Here is a 16,742-nt window from a genome sequence, read left to right as displayed (position 1 = left end):
AGGAGCGGGTCCTCGCCGACACCCTCGGCCACACGCCCGAGGGCGAGGTCCACATAGACGACGTCCCGGCGCTCGGCGACTGGAAGACCGCGTGGGACCACATCGCCTTCGACGGCTTCCTCGGCTCCCGCATGATCCTCCAGACCATCTGGCAGGGCTGTGACTCCGCCCTCGCCGCGCCCCTCGTCCTCGACCTGGCCCGGCTCACCGCCCGCGCCCATGAGCTGGGCATCGCCGGCCCGCTCCCCGGCCTCGGCTTCTACTTCAAGGACCCCGACGGCGGGCCGTCCGCCCTCTCCGACCAGTTCACCGCCCTGCTCTCGTTCGCCGAACGACTGCGGGAGACCCGGTGACCCTCCTCGGCCGGGTGCTCTCCTCCCCTTCCCGCCGCCGACGCCCTCTGCTCACGAGTGCCATGGGCCTGCTGCGGCGGGCGAGCCCCCTGGTGCCGGAGCCGCGCGCCTGGGCGGAACTGCTGCGTCTCTCAGCCCTGTTCACCGTGCCCGGCGACGCCCTCGCGGGGGCCGCCTCCCTGGGCGCCCGCCCCAACCGGGGCACCGCGCTCGCCCTCGGCACCTCGCTCTGTCTCTACGAAGCGGGCATGGCACTCAACGACTGGGCCGACCGCGACGAGGACGCCATCGACCGGCCGCACCGCCCCATCCCCTCGGGCCGCATCACCCCGGCCGCCGCCCTCACCGCCGCCACCGTCCTCACCGCCGGCGGCCTCACCCTCGCCGCCCGCGCCGGCCGCCCCGCCCTCACCACCGCCACCCTCCTCACCGCCACCGTCTGGTCCTACAACCTCCACTTCAAACACACCCCCGCCGGCCCCGCCGCGATGGCAACCGCCCGCGCCCTCGACCTCCTTCTGGGCGCGGTGGCGACGGAGTCGGCCGGACGGGCAAACCCAGCCTCGCCGGTGTCCGGTGCCGCCCGCCCGCTGCCCGGGGCGACCGGGTCGGCAAATCCAGCCCCGCCGGCGTTTGAGGCGCTGGGTCCGGTTCCCGGCGTTGTTCGGTCTTCGTCCGGTGCGACCGGGTCGGCATTTTCAGCCTCGCCGGCGTTTGAGGCGCGGGGTCCGGGGCGGAGCCCCGGCAAGGGCCCGCACAGGCCAGCACGAGGAACCCCCCACCCCGCCCGCGCAGCGGCAACCGCCGCGCTCACCCTCGGCGCCCACACCTACGCCGTCACCTCGGTGTCCCGGCACGAAACCCAGGGTGGCGCACCGCTGACCCCTCTCGCCGCACTCGCCGCGACCCTCGCGCTGGGCGTCCGTGCGGCAGCGGTACGCCCCGGCGGTGAGCCCCGCGCCGCCGACCCGCCGCGTAAGACTCTCCCGACGGCGGACGGCCTCGGCACCCGGCCAGCAGCCGGGCCTCACGGGGCGGACACCTACGCGGGACACCTCCTCCGTTCCGCCCTCGCGGCGAAGTACCTGCGTACCGCCGCCACCCCCTATCTGCACGCCGCGCTCAACCCCTCCCCACCGCTCACCCAGCGCGCCGTCGGCGGCGGCATCCGGGCGATGATCCCGCTCCAGGCCGCCCTGGCGGCCCGCGCCGGACACCCCGCAGGCCGGCTCACGGCGCTCGCGCTGATGGGACTCGTCCCGCTCGCCCGCAAGCTCGCACGAAAGGTGAGCCCGACATGAGCCCCACCCCCGCCGAAGCCGGAGCCGCCGAGGCCGGAGCCACTGGAGCCCGAGCCACCGAAGCCCGAGCGGCCCAGGCCCGACCCACCGAAGCCCGGACCCCGGACCGGCCGTCCGCCCGGACCCCCCCCCCCCCCCCGCGCCGCGGCTACGGCACCAACGGTCTCACCGACCTCCGGCTGCCCGACGCCCTCGCCCTCCTCGCCGACCTGGGGTACGACGGCGTCGGACTCACGCTCGACCATATGCATCTCGACCCCCTCGCCCCCGGCCTGTTCACCCGCGTCCGCGACACCGCCGCCCGGCTCGCCGCGCTGGGGCTCGATGTCACCGTGGAGACCGGCGCCCGCTATGTGCTCGATCCCCGCCGCAAGCACGGCCCCTCCCTGCTCGACCCCGACCCGGCCGCCCGCGCCACCCGTACCGGCCTGCTGGTGACCGCCGTGGAGATCGCGGCCGACCTCGGCGCACACGCCCTGCACTGCTTCAGCGGCGTCGTGCCCGACGGCCCCGATGCCACCGACCCGGCCACCGCCTGGAAGAGACTGGCGGAGTCGCTCACCCCGGTGCTCGAAGCGGCACGGAGCGCCGGAGTACCCCTCGCGGTCGAGCCCGAGCCGGGCCATCTCCTCGCCACGCTCGACGACTTCCATCACCTCCGTGAACTGCTCGGCGACCCCGAACCCCTCGGACTCACCCTCGACATCGGCCACTGCCAGTGCCTGGAGGACCGCTCGCCCGCCGACTGCGTACGCGACGCCGCGCCCTGGCTGCGCCATGTCCAGATCGAGGACATGCGCCGCGGCGTCCATGAACACCTCCCCTTCGGCGACGGCGAGATCGACTTCCCGCCCGTACTCGAAGCCCTCGCAGCCACCGGCTACCAGGGCCTGACCGTCGTAGAACTACCCCGTCACTCCCACGCGGGCCCCGAACTCGCCCGCACCTCCATCGAGTTCCTCCGCAGGAACGGAGCGACGCCGGCATGACGACCATGACGACGATCCGCGAGGAACTCGCCCCCCGTCTCACCGCCGAAGCCCGCGCCTGGCTCGACACGGCCCTCACCGAAGCGGCCCGCGCTGCCCGGGTGACCCGCACCCCCGGGATGCCGGAAGCCGCCCCACCCCCCTGGGAACTGCGCTTCGCCGCCGCCGGACGCCACTGCGGCCAGGACAACGCCGACTCCGCACGCACGCTGCTCCTCATCGCGGCACGGCCCGACCGCCCGACCCTGACCCGCCTCTATCAGCAGGGCAGCGCCGCCGAGCGCCGCGCGCTGCTCCTCGCCCTCCCGCACCTCGACGGCCTCACCCCGCCCGCCGCCGCACTGCCGCTCATCGAGGACGCACTGCGCACCAACGACACCCGGCTCGTCGCCGCCGCGGTCGGCCCCTACGCTGCCCGGCACCTCGACGCGCACGGATGGCGGCACGCCGTCCTGAAATGCCTCTTCACGGGTGTCCCCGTCGATGCCGTCGACGGCCTGGAGCACCGCGCCCGAGGCGACGGCGAACTGGCCCGCATGCTCGCCGACTACGCCGCCGAGCGCACCGCCGCCGGCCGCGACACACCCGCCGATCTCATCCGTGTGCTGACCCTGACCGGTGAGCCGTCCCCGTCGCCCGCCGAGGAGTCCTGATGCGCATCTTCGATCCCCATATCCATATGACCTCCCGCACCACGGACGACTACCAGGCGATGTACGACGCCGGAGTCCGCGCCCTGGTCGAACCCTCCTTCTGGCTCGGCCAGCCCCGCACCTCGCCCGCCAGCTTCTACGACTACTTCGACGCCCTCCTCGGCTGGGAGCCCTTCCGCGCTGCCCAGTACGGCATCGCCCACCACTGCACGATCGCCCTCAACCCCAAAGAGGCGAACGACCCCCGCTGCACCCCCGTCCTCGATGAACTGCCCCGCTATCTCGTGAAGGACTCCGTCGTCGCCGTCGGCGAGATCGGCTACGACTCGATGACCCCCGCCGAGGACACCGCCCTCGCCGCCCAGCTCCAGCTGGCCGCCGACCACGCACTGCCCGCCCTCGTCCACACCCCGCACCGCGACAAGCTCGCCGGTCTCCACCGCACCGTCGACGTCATCCGCGAATCGGCCCTCCCCCCGGAGCACGTCCTCCTCGACCACCTCAATGAGACGACCGTAAAGCACGCCACTGACAGCGGCTGCTGGCTCGGCTTCTCCATCTACCCGGACACCAAGATGGACGAGGACCGGATGGTCGGCGTCCTCAGGACGTACGGAACGGAGAAGGTCCTCGTCAACTCCGCCGCCGACTGGGGCAGGAGCGACCCGCTCAAGACCCGTAAGGTCGCCGACGCCATGCTCGCGGCGGGCTTCAGCGACGACGACGTCGACCAGGTGCTGTGGCGCAACCCCGTCGCGTTCTACGGCATCAGCGGACGCCTCCAGCTCGACGTACCCGCACCCGAGACCCTGCACGAGGGCAACTCCATCCTGCGCGGCGGAGAATAAGAGGGGAGAGCCATGCGCTTCCGTCACCCCGACGGGACAGTCGTCCACCTCTCGTACTGCACCAACGTCCACCCCGCGGAGACCCTCGACGGCGTCCTCGCCCAGCTCCGCGACCACTGCGAACCCGTCCGCAGACGCCTCGGCCGCGACCGTATCGGCATCGGCCTGTGGCTCGCCAGGGACGCGGCCCGCGCCCTGATCACCGACCCCTCCGCACTGCGCGGACTGCGCGCCGAACTGGACCGCCGCGGTCTGGAGGTCGTCACCCTCAACGGCTTCCCGTACGAGGGCTTCGGCGCCGAAGCCGTCAAGTACCGGGTCTACAAACCCGACTGGTCCGACCCCGAACGCCTCGCCCACACCACCGACCTGGCCCGGCTGCTCGCCGCGCTGCTGCCCGACGATGTCACCGAAGGCACCGTCTCCACCCTGCCGCTCGCCTGGCGCACCGACTTCGGCCCCGCCGCGGCATCCGCCGCGATGACCGCACTCAGCACCCTCGCCGAACGGCTCACCGCCCTCGCCGACCTCACCGGGAAGTCGATCAGGGTCGCCCTCGAACCCGAGCCCGGCTGCACCGTCGAAACCACCGCCGACGCGATCGGACCCCTCACCGCCATCGGCTCCGACCGGCTCGGAGTCTGCGTCGACACCTGCCATCTCGCCACCTCATTCGAGGACCCCAGTACCGCGCTCGCCGCCCTCGCCGCCGCCGGGATCACCATTCCCAAGGCCCAGCTCTCCGCCGCCCTGCACGCCGAGGAACCCCACCTCCCCGAGGTACGGGACGCGCTCGCCGCGTTCGACGAACCCCGCTTTCTGCACCAGACCCGCACCCGTACGGCCGCCGGGCTGCGCGGCACCGACGACCTCGGCGAGGCCGTCTCCGGCCAGGCGCTGCCCGACGCGGCCCCCTGGCGGTCCCACTTCCACGTCCCCCTGCACACCCCGCCCGCCCCGCCGCTGACCTCGACCCTGCCCGTACTGGAGGACACCCTGGCGCTCCTCGTCGGCGGCCCTGAGCCGACGACCCGCCATCTGGAGGTCGAGACCTACACCTGGGGGGCACTCCCCGCCGAGCTGCGCCCCCGCAACCGCACCCAGCTCGCCGAGGGCATCGCCGCCGAACTCACCCTCGCCCGCGATCTGCTGGCCGGCCTCGGACTCAAGGAGCTGCCATGAGCGGCTGCGTCGGACTCAAGGAGCTGCCATGAGCGACAGCGCAAGTCCCACCCCCCTGCTGGTCGTGGACGTCGTCGGCCTCACCCCCCGGCTGCTCGCGCACATGCCCAACCTCACCGCGCTCGCCGCGTCCGGCTCACAGGCGCCCCTGTCCACCGTGCTGCCCGCGGTGACCTGCGCCGCCCAGTCCACGTTCCTCACCGGCACGCTCCCCGCCGAACACGGCATCGTCGGCAACGGCTGGTACTTCCGCGAACTGGGCGACATCCTGCTGTGGCGCCAGCACAACGGCCTCGTCTCCGGCGACAAGGTCTGGGACGCCGCCCGCCGCGCCCACCCCGGCTACACCGTGGCCAATGTCTGCTGGTGGTACGCGATGGGCGCCGACACCGACTTCACCGTCACCCCGCGTCCGGTGTACTACGCCGACGGCCGTAAGGAACCCGACTGCTACACCCGGCCCCCCGCCCTGCACGACGAACTCACCGGGAAGTTCGGCACCTTCCCCCTGTTCCACTTCTGGGGCCCCGGCGCCGATCTCGTCTCCAGCCAGTGGATCATCGACGCGACCCGGCACATCATGCGCACCCGCCACCCCGATCTGACGCTCTGCTACCTCCCGCATCTGGACTACGACCTCCAGCGCTACGGCCCCGACGACCCGCGCTCCCACCGCGCCGCCACCGAACTCGACACCGCCATCGCCCCGCTCCTCGACGACGCCCGGCGCGAGGGGCGTACGGTCGTCGTCCTCTCCGAGTACGGCATCACCCGGGTCAGCCGCCCCGTCGACATCAACCGCGCCCTGCGCCGCGCCGGCCTCCTCGAAGTCCACACCCAGGACGGCATGGAGTACCTCGACCCGATGGCCTCCCGCGCCTTCGCGGTCGCCGACCACCAGATCGCACATGTCTACGTCCGCCGGCCCGAGGACCTGGAGGCCACCCGGGAGGCCCTCGCCGGCCTCCCCGGCATCGAGCGGCTGCTGGCCGACGAGGGGAAGAAGGAGCACGGCCTCGACCATCCGCGCTCCGGCGAACTGGTCGCCATCGCCGAACCCGACGCCTGGTTCACGTACTACTACTGGCTCGACGACGCCCGCGCCCCCGACTTCGCCCAGCTCGTCGAGATCCACCGCAAGCCCGGCTACGACCCCGTCGAGCTGTTCATGGACCCGCTCGACCCGTACGTCAAGGTCAGGGCGGCCACCGCCGTCGCCCGCAAGAAGCTCGGCATGCGCTACCGCATGGCGGTCGTACCGCTGGACCCCGCACCGATCCGCGGCAGCCACGGCCGCCTCCCCCCGAGCGACGACGAAGGTCCGCTCCTGCTGTGCTCCACCCCCCACGCGGTCGACGGCCGGGTCGCGGCCACCGACGTGAAGTCCCTGCTGCTCCACCTGGCCGGCCTCACCCGGGGCGCCGCTCCCACCGGACCCACCACCGAATCCGCAACCGACCCCGTTCCCCGACCCTCAGCCGAAAGAGAGAGACCGTGACCCCGTTCAAGGACGAACCCGGCACCGACGACGCCCTGCGCCGCACCCTCGGCGTCGACCGCCGCCGCTTCCTCAGCACCTGTACCGCCGTCGGCGCGGCGGCGGTCGCCGCCCCCGTCTTCGGCGCGTCGCCCGCCTTCGCCGACGGCAAGGGCCGCGACGAGGACGACGACGAGGGACGCGGCCACGACCGCAAGGCCCTCATCCCCGCCCACAAGCGCGGCCTCATCCTCTACACCGTGCGGGACGCGACAGGCCGCGACCCGCTCGCCTCCGATCTGCCCTCCGGCTTCCGCGAGGTCTTCAAGCAGCTCGCCCGCTACGGCTACCGGCAGGTCGAGTTCGCCGGATACGGCCAGCACGCCAACGCCCCCGGCGGCGCGAACCTCGACTCCCCCCAGGGCGCCAGGCTGCTCCGCTCCTGGCTGGACGACTACGGGCTGCGCGCCCAGGGCAACCACGGCTTCATCCCCGGGTCCTGGCCGCTCAGCGCCCCCGACCTGGACCGGTTCAAGCAGGCCCTGGAGATAGCCAACATCCTCGGCATGGGCCATATGGGCACCGGTGGCGACCCCACCTGGGGCGCCACCCAGGCCGAGTGGGACGTCGCCGCCGACAAGTGGAACGCCCTCGGAGCCATCGCCCGCCGCGCCGGCATCAAGCTCTACACGCACAACCACGACGGCGCGTACGACTTCCTCCTCGACCGGGGCCCGCTCGACGCCCAGGGCCGCCCGACCCGCAGCTCCGGCATCCGCAGGCTGGAGTACTTCCTGCGGCGGACGGACCCGAGGAACGTCTGGCTGGAGATGGACATCTACTGGGCGCATGTGGCCCGGTACAAGTTCCACACCTACACCGACGAAGAGGGCAGGAAGCGCACCAGCGTCTTCGACCCGGCGCGGCTCGTCGACCGCCACAACAAGCGGTACCCGCTGTTCCACGCCAAGGACGGGGTGATCAACACATCGAGTGGGCAGGGCTACGACATGGTCCCGTTCGGCACCGGTGACATCGACTACGAGCGGTTCTTCTCCCGGGTGGGCGAGCGCAACTACCACAACCCGATGGTCGAGCAGGACAACGCCCCCAGCGGCACCGTGCCCGGCCAGTCCCTGGAGTACGCGAAGACCGGTTACGACAACCTCGCCGCGCTGCGCCGCCGCCGCTGAGGCCCGGCCGTGCCCACCGCCTTACGTCCCCCCACCACCCGTACCGGCGGCGGCGATCCCGCCGCCGGTACCCTCTGAGCCCTGAGGCCCCCGGAACACCCCGGGAGCCTCGCGGCGCCGCCCCGCCCGCCGCCCGCGCGTCCTCAGGTGGCTACCGATGGAATTGACCGAGAGCACAGTGAAGGTGCTCGCCGTTTCCTGGCCTCTCTGCGCGGGGGTGGTCATCGTCGTCGCGGGCGTCCGTGACCTGCGCCGGCGCAAGAGGGCGACGGCCCCGCGGTGGGCGGGCTACGGCTCCCCGTTCCTGGTCACCGCCGCCCTGGCGCTGGTGATCCAGGGAGTCACCGGGGCGTTCACCGGCGCCACCGAGTGGAAGCTCACGCTGATCATGGCCGGGGTCAACGGTCTGGCCGCCACCGCCGTCGTCTTTCTGCTCGCCCTCAGGGAGGGAGCGCCGGCGCCGGGGGCACGTGCGGTCCAGCTGGTGGGCGTGACCGTCGGTGTGGCCGGCGGTCTGGCCGGCGGCGCGGGTCTCTGGGCCTTCGGCTGAGGTTCCGGGGAACGCGGAGGCCGTTCCGGCGGACGACTCCCGGCCGCCGGTCCAGGACCGCGGGCGAAGACCGCGTCACTGACAGCAGCCGTACGGATACCCACTGCGGTCGCGTCGCCCCGCCCTTCCCCCGTCCCCCGATCGGCTGCCCCGCACCCCACTGACCACGGGATATACGGGTGAGAGGCACCCCGGAGCCCTGGTATCGTTGTCCTTGTCGCCCCGGGCAACCGCGGCGGTCCACTCGTCCGGGTGGCGGAATGGCAGACGCGCTAGCTTGAGGTGCTAGTGCCCTTTATCGGGCGTGGGGGTTCAAGTCCCCCCTCGGACACCAGCTGGAACCCCTGTTGATCAGGGGTTTTCTGCATTTCTGGGCTGTGGCGTGACCAACCACGTGACCAACAGCCTGAAGATTCCCTAGGTCAGACCAGGGAGGACAGGCCGAGTCGGCCCGCACCGGAGGCGGCCAGTCGGCGCGCTCCGTCCTTACGTGAGTGGCCGTACCGGGCCATGGTGTAGCCAGGCGAGTGATGCCGGGCGTTCGCGGAGACCTCTACAGGGTTCTCTCCGGCCTCCAGATCGTTCGTGACCTTGCTGTGCCTCCAGTCGTGAATACGGAAGTCCTCCGGCAGTCGGAGCCGGGTACGCAGGGTTCGCCACCGTGCCGAGACTTTCTCGGGATCCTGGGGCCCGCCTGCCTCGCCCCGGTACAGCTTGAAGCCGTCCCGGGCGAACACAAGATCGTGATCCGTCCAGGCGGAGCCAAGCTGTTTCCGCTCTGCGTCCTGGCGTTCCTTCTGCCACTTGAGGACGTTCATCACGGACTGATCCACGTAGATCACGGCGTTGTCGTCGCCATCCTTCGTGAGTCGACGCAGGCGGTACGAGTTGCCCTCTTCGACCACGACCCACCCCAGTTCGATAGCTCCCTCTTCCCAGCGGATGAGCGACCATTTCATGCCCAGGGCCTCACTGCGGCGTACGCCGGTAGCGGCGTACACGGTCCACAGAGGGGCGTCTCTGAGGCAGTGGTGAGTCAGGCCCCTGTCACAGGCCCGGTTGCCGCACGGCTCCCACACAGTCCCCAGGAACCGGCCCGTCTGGTGGTCGTCCAGGGTGGGGTACTTCTGTTCCTGGGCCCGGATCTGCCGTGCGGTCGGCGGGTGCGCCGTTGCTGCCGGGTTGGCGGATATCAGCTTGGGCACTGCCGCGCCGAGAGCCCCAGACAGGATGTTGTGAACGTGTCGGACGCTCTTTGCTCCCAGCGGCTTCCCCTTGTTCGTGGGGCACGGTGCGGATTCCAGCAGCCGGTACAGGTCGTCAAGGGTGTCATCGGTGACGTCGCACAGCTTCACACCGCCGATGTGCGGCTTGATGTGCAGACGGATCTTGGTCTCGTAACCGGCCACGGTCGTTCCCTCCTTCCTGAGATTCGACAGCCACTTGTCGAGCCAGTCACCCAGCTTCATGTCTGAGCGGGAAACGATCTTTCCCGCGTCATATTCGGTGTGCCACTGCCGAAGCGCCTTTTCCGCTGCCGTCTTGGTGACGAACTCCCGGCCTATCCAATAGCGCTCCCTCTGGCCTGTGGCCTTGTTGATGTGCAGGGGCGTACGCACGCCCCATGTGTTCGGTCGGCCCTTGCGCGGGATCTCCACCGGAGTCCCCCCAAGCCCATTACCGCGCTTCGCCAATGCGCTAGCTGCCTTCCTGCTTCTGGTGCCACTGGATGAGAATTGTGTTCGCCTTGCCGGTGAGCCGCTGTCCGTCCCAGAGGCCCAGTTCCTTGGATCGTTTGATGCGTTCGGACATGGTGGCCTTGCCGATGCCCAGGCGGGCGGCCAACTCTCCTTGTGGGGCGGTGGTGCCGGTTGCGCGCATCCTCGCCAGTTCCGCGACAAGTAGCGCGTAGTCCTCTTCAGTCCGGCAGCGCGCCGGGACCGGGTACGGGACATTGGTTGACCGGTCCCCTTGCCGGGACAAGGCTGCACGCGCTTCAGCCTTGATCTCTGAAAGCGGGATCTGACGCAGCAGGTTCGCCGGGATTCCGTCGGTCTCCAGAGCCTCAGCCATACCCCGGTTGACATCCTCAGCGGTGCCACCTACGCCAAGGGTGATCTTCAGTTCTGACGGGCCGGTGAACGGTGCTCCGGCAGGGCATCGGGCAATGACTCGCCATGGCCCGTAGGTACGGTGCCAGACCAGTTCGTCACCGTCCCTGCTCCACTCTTCGCCGTCTCGACTGTGTGGTGTTGGTGTGTTCACGGAAGCGACGATAGCACCAAGGGCGAACAGCTTGCATCTAGTTCGGAATAGTGAGGTGGATCACTGTTCCGAACCTGACGCCACTGGTTCGGCATGGGTGAGGATGGAATCAGGCCAGACGGCAAGGGGGGCGAAACCGCCCCCCACTGAACGGCCCGAGGGAGGACGCGAATGGACAAGCTGATGACCGTTGATGAAGTGGCTGAGCATCTGAAGAAGCCCCGTTCCTGGGTGTACGGGGCGTGGAAGCGGGAAAAGATCCCTTTCCGGAAAGTAGGTCAGTCTTTGCGCTGCCGCAGGAGCGATTTGGAGAAGTGGCTTGACGAACAGTCTTGATTAGTTAGGTAACCAACTGGGCCCCCGAGGCGACTCGGGGGCCTTTTCGTTTCGAGAGGGCAACGTGAACAGGGAAATTCCCCCCGTGGACGACTGGGGCCGCAGCAGGCTTGAACGGCAGGCAACCGACTTTCTGACCAAGGCGGGAGAGGAAAAGCGGGAGGACTGGCCAAGCCCGTGGCGGGGAGGCGAGGAGACAGATTTCGATCGGATTGCGGCTGCCCACAGCGGGTTGGTCCCTTTGGGGTTGACCTCCGTCGTGGCGGCACTGCCTGACTTCGACCCGGAACGGGCATACCGTGAAATGGCCGACCTGATGTCGGAGCGTCCGGGCGTGAATGAGCCCGACTGCTACGGCGAACTGCTCTCCCTGCTGGCCGCATCACGGGAGTCGGGGGAAAAGTACGGCTCGGGCTTTCTGATCGAGCGTCGGAGCTTTCCCCCGGAAGGGTGCCGGTGGATGGGCTGCAATGAGCGTCTGTATGCCTCTGGGGGACCACGGGGGAAGGGGCAGCCTCGGAAGTACTGCTCTGGGCACCAGAAGGCCGCTAAGAGGCGCACTCAGCGCCTCAGGCGTAGAGGTATCTCGGTGGGTACCCATCGGAACCTGTCGTACCGCCCCTCAGGCGAGGGAGCGGACGTGGCCACCTGGAAGAGGAACCCGAAGGTCGGGGGAACGTGTACTGACCAGTTCCAGCAGTCCCGGGACGTGTGGGAGGAACTCAACCTTCCCCAGAGGGGATGAAGCATTTATTCAGAGACTGTGGAGGGGTTTTCCTCTGGGGCCATGCACACTCGGCGGTGTGCCTCTGGCACGGCCTATGGGCCGGGCAGTTCCTAAGTCGATATGAGGCTCTGCGGACACCTCCCTGTGAGGGGGCAGCGTAGAGAAACACACTCCTCCCTTGCTTCCTTCTGGACACATCACAGTGGGGGGTAAGGGGGGCAGTGTCTTCTCTTACGTTGTCCTCTTGTGAGGTAACAGGGCCGCCCCAAGAGCGGCCCTAGTGACAGAAAGTCTTAGTCCTAGGAAATCTTCTAGTGAATGCCTAAAGACTGGATTTAGATCATCAGTTACTAATGGGTAATTTTAGTTTGATGGAGATGATGTTTTGGAGAATCAGAGTGAAGCGCCGTCCGTGGATCAGGCGGAATCTGTCCCGGACTCTGCCGAGGTAATCCGGGCCGAGGTACTGCGGGAGTATTCGGGGAGGCTGGCACAGGCTGAACTGATGGCTCAGGCAGCCAGGGCAGGTGTTCAACTGCCCGAGGCTTTCACCCGTTACCTGGATGCTTCGAAGCTTGTCGGTGAGGACGGGAATCCGTCGGCTGAGGCCATCGCTCAGGTTCTCAAGCCGTTCCGGTCTAGGCCCGTACCAAGCGCTGGGAACCGTTCCTGGCACCCGAGTTGATTAGTAAGTGATGAGGGCGACGCTGGCCGAGGAGATGCCAGCGATTGTGTATCCCGAAATGGAGGCTGGTCAATGACAGATCCACGAAGCTACTTCTCACACCTGTTTGAGCGTGAGATTCAAGTCGCCTTGGAAAAGGCGAACGAAGGTTACCAATACACCCGAGAAGAGCTGTCCAGCATGACGCGTGAAGAGATCAACGAAGCGCGCCGTAAAGGGCGTCTTGATGACATCATGCTGGGCCGCAAGTAGCCGGAGGAGCAGAAGCCATGACCACTGTTTTCCGTACCCCCGTCCCTTTCGGTTTCAAGTTCTCGGCCGATACGGCGAAGCTGATCAAGAAGCGGGATGACCTGGCCGCGCGCCTCAATGCGTACAGGGCAAAGAACGCAGACTGTCAGCAGATCAACAGGACTCCGTACAACCACCAGAATCCGAGGTACGTAGTCCCCGCTATTGCTACGGCAGAGCGAGAGCTAAAGGATCAGGAGGTTCGGGCAGTGGCAGGGGGAAAGCCTCTGCCCGACAAGGAAGCCCATATGGCCGCCGTGGAGGCTCGGGTTGCCGAGTACCGGCAGATGGTCCCCGCGCTACAGGAAGCCGTAGAGAAAGCAACCCAGCACGTTGAACGAGCCATCCTGACGGAAATGCCTGCCCTGGCCTCTCAGGCCATGAAGGAGACAGACAAGGCGCAGAAGGAGTACGTGACGGCCATGGAGAAGGCGCGAGCCGCGCGCGACAGCGTGAGTGCCAGCGTTAGCCGTTTCCTGTGGGCAGTCTCCGGCAGCGCCATCAATACACCTATGGGGCGTGGATGGGACGGCAGCCTTGAAGATGATGTGGCTGTCTGGGACTCGAACGGTGACGGCCGTATCACCTACAAATGTGCCCAGGATCTCGGCCTTGTGACGACGTACTCAGGTGACCTTGTCGAGCTGCGAGAGTTCGTGGCCGAGAACGAGACAGAAGAGCCGACGACGCCATTCCGCAGCCCTAGCCGGAGGCTTTCAACTGCGACCTACTCGGCGAATGGCGATGGTGGCTTCACCAGCAGATGGTGAAGGTGGTCTAAGGATTTATGAAGACCGCCGATACCTGACCCGCCTGACGCGCGAAATATGGGCCCCTGCAACCGCAGGGGCCTTTTCATTGTTTGCCCGGATGAGGGTCCCTACGTGTCCGATGACGATTTCCTGGACACGGACAATCTGAATGGCGTCAAAATCACCAAGAATGGTCCGCCGGCAACCCATTATGAGCCATTTCGAGGGCCCTGGAACGGGCTAGTCAGCGGGAACTGTTCTCCACTTGCGAGAACCGCTGAATAAACGAAACCCGTACACGATGAATGGAAGGCGCCCCTGCGGTCCCCATTCCTTTCTAAGGGATCCATTACCCCCATGTGTAATGCGTTAGAAATCTTATAGTTATTGTTTCGTGATAGGGGTGGGTGAGGATGTGGGGAGTTTCAGAGCTGTATGCGGGAGCGGCCCTCAGGGGGGTTGGGACTCCGCCGCCTCTGGGACTTCCCACTCTGGTCGAGCCGAAGGAACTCAGTCATGCGACGGACTTTTCTTGTCCCTGTTGAGCGCACTCTTTGTGATGCCCACATTGCGCGTGACGGTTCTGAGGTAGAGGCGGGTGAGTCACTGACTCTCGGGGAGCGGACGTGGGACCTGTGTGTTGAGCACAGCGCCACGTTCGGGCGGTACCTGGTGGATGCTCTCGGCTCTGGTCTGACGGCTGCTGACGAACCGTGTGGTGAGCCGGTGCCTGCCGTTCCTCAGCCGGTGGCCGTTGCTGATCCTGCCCCGGAGGCGGAGCCGGAGTGTGAGGCAGTGACCGAGTCTGAGCCCGTGCCCGTGCGGTCCGTCATGCTGAGCGGGGAAGTGCCCGGATACGACTGGGAGTCGGCGAGGGAAGCGGTGCGGAACCTCGGCTACACCGTGGTCGGCCGTGCGGACGACTCGACCGTTCTCTTGATCCTGGGTGAGGGAGGAGAGCGGAACGCGGCCAAGCTGTTGGCCGCGCGTGAGCGCGGCATCCCCTGCATGGACGTTCGCGCGCCCGGACGGTTCAAGGCCGCTGTGTGTGCGGGTGAGCTGGTCGGGGGTGACCCGCTCCCGGAGCCGGTGAAGACCGTCCGTTCGGGGATGAGCGAGCGGGAGCGCAACAAGCTGATCCGGGAGTGGGCCCGTGCCAACGGCTGGACCCTGGCTTCTCAGGGGCGTATCCCGATGGATGTCCGGCACGCGTATGGGATGGCCCACCAGGACGACAGTTCTGCGGGAAAAGCGGCAGCGGCCTGAGTGCCGCTCTCGAGACTGTGCCGACCGTCTGTGGGGGCGGTCGGCACCCCCGCCCGAGTGATCTGAGCATGTGGAAGAACGCACGGGGATACGGGGCCGGTAGCAGGCAGAGCAAGCGCGACTACGCGCCCGGTAGCTGGGTGTCCTGGTCCACGCCATACGGCAAGCGACGTACCGGCATCGTCACCGCTGATCCGTTCGCGGTCGCAGCGGCCAAGAGCGCGGCACAGGTGGGCGGAGCCAACGAGTCCCGGACCCGCGCGGCCGTGGTCCCCTCCGATGGCGGGGACGCCGTTCCTCTCTGTCTGCCGAACAGCAACAACCCGGAAGCCTTGATCAAGGACGACGGCCGGTGGCGTCATGCCGCACCTGCCCACAGGCACCCCCGACGTGAGGAAGCGACAGCAGCATGAGCACCCCCGTTCTGTATGGCCCGATCGGTCGAGCCGTTCGCAAGATCGCCCCGTTCCTGGAGACTGATGCGCTGGGTGTGTACGTGGCCGCGCTGTCGATGTGGTCGGCCGCGATCGGCGGAACGGTCAAGGTGTCGTCCCGTGGCAGCACCCGCCCCGTTCTCGTGTGGTCCGCCCTGGTAGCTGGAACGGGACGTGGTAAAGGATCAGCACTCCGGGCCGCGCTCCATGTGCTCGACACATCCCTTGGCCGCTTCCTGGCCACGCACACCACAAGCGGCATCACGTCGGGCGCATCGTTGGTCAACATGTTGTGGGAGCAACAGGAGGCAACGGCGGAGACGGAACAGGGGCGTGACGTCCGGGCCCTGGTGGTGGAAGAGGAGTGGACGGAAGTGTTGAAGCGGGTCAAGCGTGATCCGTCGTTCACGACCAAACTCCGCGCTGCATGGGACTCCAGCTCTCCCCTAAGGAACACGACCAAGGAGGGTCCCCAAGAGGTCAAGGACCCTGCCATGGTTCTCCATGCCCACATCACGCCATCGGACTGGACCAAATACCTCGCGCATTCCGATGCCGCCGGGGGTTCCTATAACCGCATCCTCCCGTTTCAGCTCGGCTCCGCTCCCATGCTCGACGATGACCGGATCAGCCTGCCCGACGTCGACAGCACGGGGGAACTGTCCGACGCATACGCGTGGGCCACCGCACGGCGACGCGTGATCACGCTTGCTGACAGCGCACGGCCCCTGTGGCGGATCATCCGCCGGTACGCACGCATCCTGGGTGAGACGCTGCCCGATTCTCAGGCAGTGTTCATCGAGCGGACGGCCGAACAGACTCTTCGCGTCGCTGCCTGCCTCGCAGCGTCGGAGCGCTCAGAGGTCATCACGGACGAAATCCTGTCGGCCGCTTTCACACTGGTCCGCCGTTCGGTTCAGGACGTCGTACGAATCACCCGTGGGGCCAATGGCCCGAAGGTGAAGCGTCAGCCGCTCAGCCTTGCGGACAGGGTCCGGGCCCGAATCGAACTGCACGGAGGACGGGCCACGTCCTCTCAGGTGTTGCCATTCGTCGGTGCCACAGCGGCTGAGGTCAAAGCTCTTCCGGGCATCACTGTCACTGTGGAACGGAACGGGAAGAGCGGCCGACCGGCGACTGTGTTCACGGTTCCTGGTGACGGTTCCTCTCACCCTGAGCCGACCAGGCCCCCTCAGCCGGCCAAGCGGACAGTAACGGAAACAAGCGGGACGAACATCGTCCGGATGGACACCTACCGTTCGGCACCGACACAGCCCCCCGTTCCCCCACCGATCCCGGTTCCGGAGCCGGACCCTGTCAGGAAGCCGGAACCGCTCGACCCCAACCCCTTCCGCGCACTCCTCTAACCAACCCACATCCGCCCCCGTTCCGGATCATGCCGGAACGGGGGCGGTTTGGGTTTACGGGTCAGACCAGCAG

The 16,742-nt window shown here is 68.0% G+C and carries 17 protein-coding genes, 1 tRNA gene and 1 pseudogene; 17 read left to right on the top strand and 2 right to left on the bottom strand.

The window, feature by feature from the left end:
• From ACWF94_RS12550 to ACWF94_RS12505, 10 genes and pseudogenes are all read left to right on the top strand, one after another.
• A pseudogene (locus ACWF94_RS12550) lies at window positions 1–353 on the top strand (inositol-3-phosphate synthase); the annotation flags it as partial.
• Window positions 350–1,654 carry an SCO3242 family prenyltransferase gene (locus tag ACWF94_RS12545; RefSeq protein WP_453487328.1) on the top strand — a complete coding sequence of 435 codons (1,305 nt, stop codon included), beginning with the start codon at window positions 350–352 and terminating at the stop codon, window positions 1,652–1,654. The pseudogene ACWF94_RS12550 and the gene ACWF94_RS12545, both read left to right, overlap by 4 nt.
• Complete coding sequence (locus ACWF94_RS12540) at window positions 1,651–2,643, top strand: sugar phosphate isomerase/epimerase family protein (RefSeq protein WP_453487327.1); 993 nt, start codon at window positions 1,651–1,653, stop codon at window positions 2,641–2,643. The genes ACWF94_RS12545 and ACWF94_RS12540 overlap by 4 nt, the downstream gene beginning before the upstream one ends.
• Before the next feature lie 5 nt (window positions 2,644–2,648).
• Entirely contained in the window at window positions 2,649–3,296 is a 648-nt protein-coding gene (locus tag ACWF94_RS12535; RefSeq protein WP_453487329.1) for an EboA domain-containing protein, read from the top strand.
• Window positions 3,296–4,144: a TatD family hydrolase gene (locus ACWF94_RS12530; protein WP_453487326.1), complete on the top strand. Its 849-nt coding sequence runs from the start codon at window positions 3,296–3,298 to the stop codon at window positions 4,142–4,144. Before ACWF94_RS12535 ends, ACWF94_RS12530 begins: the two co-directional genes overlap by 1 nt.
• Window positions 4,145–4,156: 12 nt before the next feature.
• Window positions 4,157–5,326 (top strand): metabolite traffic protein EboE, encoded by a 1,170-nt coding sequence (gene eboE / locus ACWF94_RS12525; RefSeq protein ID WP_453487325.1) that lies wholly within the window; start codon window positions 4,157–4,159, stop codon window positions 5,324–5,326.
• A 28-nt stretch (window positions 5,327–5,354) separates the two neighbouring features.
• Window positions 5,355–6,824, top strand: a complete 1,470-nt coding sequence (locus tag ACWF94_RS12520; RefSeq protein ID WP_453487324.1) for an alkaline phosphatase family protein — start codon at window positions 5,355–5,357, stop codon at window positions 6,822–6,824.
• A complete protein-coding gene (locus tag ACWF94_RS12515; RefSeq protein ID WP_453487323.1) occupies window positions 6,821–7,996 on the top strand; it encodes a sugar phosphate isomerase/epimerase family protein in 1,176 nt (391 codons plus the stop codon). The genes ACWF94_RS12520 and ACWF94_RS12515 overlap by 4 nt, the downstream gene beginning before the upstream one ends.
• Window positions 7,997–8,153: 157 nt before the next feature.
• Complete coding sequence (locus ACWF94_RS12510; RefSeq protein WP_453487322.1) at window positions 8,154–8,546, top strand: hypothetical protein; 393 nt, start codon at window positions 8,154–8,156, stop codon at window positions 8,544–8,546.
• 246 nt (window positions 8,547–8,792) lie between these two features.
• Window positions 8,793–8,880 (top strand) — tRNA-Leu (locus ACWF94_RS12505).
• Between the two features lie 88 nt (window positions 8,881–8,968).
• On the opposite strand, the gene ACWF94_RS12500 is transcribed toward ACWF94_RS12505, so the two are convergent.
• Together ACWF94_RS12500 and ACWF94_RS12495 are read right to left on the bottom strand one after the other, a co-directional pair.
• The gene (locus tag ACWF94_RS12500) at window positions 8,969–10,165 is read right to left on the bottom strand and encodes a tyrosine-type recombinase/integrase (RefSeq protein ID WP_453487321.1); all 1,197 of its coding nucleotides are present in this window, start codon (window positions 10,163–10,165) and stop codon (window positions 8,969–8,971) included.
• A gap of 79 nt (window positions 10,166–10,244) precedes the next feature.
• Window positions 10,245–10,619 carry a helix-turn-helix domain-containing protein gene (locus tag ACWF94_RS12495; RefSeq protein WP_453487320.1) on the bottom strand — a complete coding sequence of 125 codons (375 nt, stop codon included), beginning with the start codon at window positions 10,617–10,619 and terminating at the stop codon, window positions 10,245–10,247.
• A 363-nt stretch (window positions 10,620–10,982) separates the two neighbouring features.
• On the opposite strand from ACWF94_RS12495, the gene ACWF94_RS12490 reads away from it, so the two are divergent.
• The 7 genes from ACWF94_RS12490 to ACWF94_RS12460 all read left to right on the top strand — a co-directional run bounded on the left by ACWF94_RS12490 (window position 10,983) and on the right by ACWF94_RS12460 (window position 16,669).
• Complete coding sequence (locus ACWF94_RS12490; RefSeq protein ID WP_453487319.1) at window positions 10,983–11,147, top strand: helix-turn-helix domain-containing protein; 165 nt, start codon at window positions 10,983–10,985, stop codon at window positions 11,145–11,147.
• Between the two features lie 85 nt (window positions 11,148–11,232).
• Window positions 11,233–11,892 carry a hypothetical protein gene (locus tag ACWF94_RS12485; RefSeq protein WP_453487318.1) on the top strand — a complete coding sequence of 220 codons (660 nt, stop codon included), beginning with the start codon at window positions 11,233–11,235 and terminating at the stop codon, window positions 11,890–11,892.
• 739 nt (window positions 11,893–12,631) lie between these two features.
• Window positions 12,632–12,811, top strand: coding sequence for a hypothetical protein (locus ACWF94_RS12480; protein WP_453487317.1), 180 nt, complete (start codon window positions 12,632–12,634; stop codon window positions 12,809–12,811).
• A 17-nt stretch (window positions 12,812–12,828) separates the two neighbouring features.
• Window positions 12,829–13,620, top strand: a complete 792-nt coding sequence (locus ACWF94_RS12475) for a hypothetical protein (RefSeq protein WP_453487316.1) — start codon at window positions 12,829–12,831, stop codon at window positions 13,618–13,620.
• 777 nt (window positions 13,621–14,397) lie between these two features.
• Entirely contained in the window at window positions 14,398–14,868 is a 471-nt protein-coding gene (locus ACWF94_RS12470) for an Lsr2 family DNA-binding protein (protein WP_453487315.1), read from the top strand.
• Window positions 14,869–14,936: 68 nt separating this feature from the next.
• Window positions 14,937–15,281, top strand: a complete 345-nt coding sequence (locus ACWF94_RS12465) for a hypothetical protein (RefSeq protein ID WP_453487314.1) — start codon at window positions 14,937–14,939, stop codon at window positions 15,279–15,281.
• Window positions 15,278–16,669: a DUF3987 domain-containing protein gene (locus ACWF94_RS12460; RefSeq protein ID WP_453487313.1), complete on the top strand. Its 1,392-nt coding sequence runs from the start codon at window positions 15,278–15,280 to the stop codon at window positions 16,667–16,669. Before ACWF94_RS12465 ends, ACWF94_RS12460 begins: the two co-directional genes overlap by 4 nt.
• Window positions 16,670–16,742 lie beyond the last annotated feature (73 nt).

The sequence above is a fragment of the Streptomyces sp. NPDC055078 genome, assembly GCF_053607985.1.
This window is presented reverse-complemented; position numbering and strand designations above follow the sequence as displayed.

Bases quoted from the DNA above. Each gene is read 5' to 3' on its own strand.
- ACWF94_RS12465 (WP_453487314.1), top strand. From the start codon at position 14,937: ATGTGGAAGAACGCACGGGGATACGGGGCCGGTAGCAGGCAGAGCAAG.
- ACWF94_RS12475 (WP_453487316.1), top strand. From the start codon at position 12,829: ATGACCACTGTTTTCCGTACCCCCGTCCCTTTCGGTTTCAAGTTCTCG.
- ACWF94_RS12530 (WP_453487326.1), top strand. From the start codon at position 3,296: ATGCGCATCTTCGATCCCCATATCCATATGACCTCCCGCACCACGGAC.
- eboE (WP_453487325.1), top strand. From the start codon at position 4,157: ATGCGCTTCCGTCACCCCGACGGGACAGTCGTCCACCTCTCGTACTGC.
- ACWF94_RS12520 (WP_453487324.1), top strand. From the start codon at position 5,355: ATGAGCGACAGCGCAAGTCCCACCCCCCTGCTGGTCGTGGACGTCGTC.
- ACWF94_RS12510 (WP_453487322.1), top strand. From the start codon at position 8,154: ATGGAATTGACCGAGAGCACAGTGAAGGTGCTCGCCGTTTCCTGGCCT.
- ACWF94_RS12460 (WP_453487313.1), top strand. From the start codon at position 15,278: ATGAGCACCCCCGTTCTGTATGGCCCGATCGGTCGAGCCGTTCGCAAG.
- ACWF94_RS12495 (WP_453487320.1), bottom strand. From the start codon at position 10,619: ATGGCTGAGGCTCTGGAGACCGACGGAATCCCGGCGAACCTGCTGCGT.
- ACWF94_RS12535 (WP_453487329.1), top strand. From the start codon at position 2,649: ATGACGACGATCCGCGAGGAACTCGCCCCCCGTCTCACCGCCGAAGCC.
- ACWF94_RS12490 (WP_453487319.1), top strand. From the start codon at position 10,983: ATGGACAAGCTGATGACCGTTGATGAAGTGGCTGAGCATCTGAAGAAG.
- ACWF94_RS12540 (WP_453487327.1), top strand. From the start codon at position 1,651: ATGAGCCCCACCCCCGCCGAAGCCGGAGCCGCCGAGGCCGGAGCCACT.
- ACWF94_RS12480 (WP_453487317.1), top strand. From the start codon at position 12,632: ATGACAGATCCACGAAGCTACTTCTCACACCTGTTTGAGCGTGAGATT.